Source organism: Blastococcus sp. KM273129, assembly GCF_021698995.1.
Classification (GTDB): domain Bacteria; phylum Actinomycetota; class Actinomycetes; order Mycobacteriales; family Geodermatophilaceae; genus Blastococcus.
This window is the reverse complement of sequence record NZ_SSXB01000197.1, coordinates 1-420: the sequence shown is the minus strand read 5'-3', so window position 1 is coordinate 420 and position 420 is coordinate 1. Positions and strand designations below refer to the sequence as shown.

Below are 420 nucleotides of genomic sequence, written 5' to 3'. Positions count from 1 at the left end.
GGTCAGAAGGGTGGTGGGTCGTCGTCGGGATCGGGTGTCCGGTCGGCCGGGTCCGGTGGTGGTTGGGGTGGTGTGGTGAGGACGCGGTAGCCCGGTGGGCGGGTGGTGCGGGTGACCCCGGTGGGGGTGGTGACGGTGAGCACCCCGTCGCCGCTGATCGTGTGGGTCCAGCCGGGGGCGAAGGTCTTGAGCCGGTGATGCCGCCGGCACAGGCAGCACAGGTTCTCGCACGCGGTGGCCCCGCCCTGGCTGTGGGCGGTGACGTGGTCCAGGTCGGCCCAGCCGGCGGGTACGCCGCAGCCGGGGTGGCGGCAGGTGCGGTCGCGCAGCCGCAGGAACCGCTGCTGGCCGGTGGAGGGCCGGTAGCCGTCTGCTGCCGCCGGCGGCCCCAGCAGCGGGCAGGCACAGGACTGCTCGGGG

General features: G+C 75.2%; 1 protein-coding gene. It reads right to left on the bottom strand.

Going from position 1 to position 420, the window contains the following annotated elements; translation table 11 throughout:
• Positions 1 to 2 precede the first annotated feature (2 nt).
• A partial coding sequence (locus E9565_RS22005; protein ID WP_236836738.1) for an HNH endonuclease signature motif containing protein occupies positions 3 to 420 on the bottom strand: 418 nt, incomplete at its 5' end.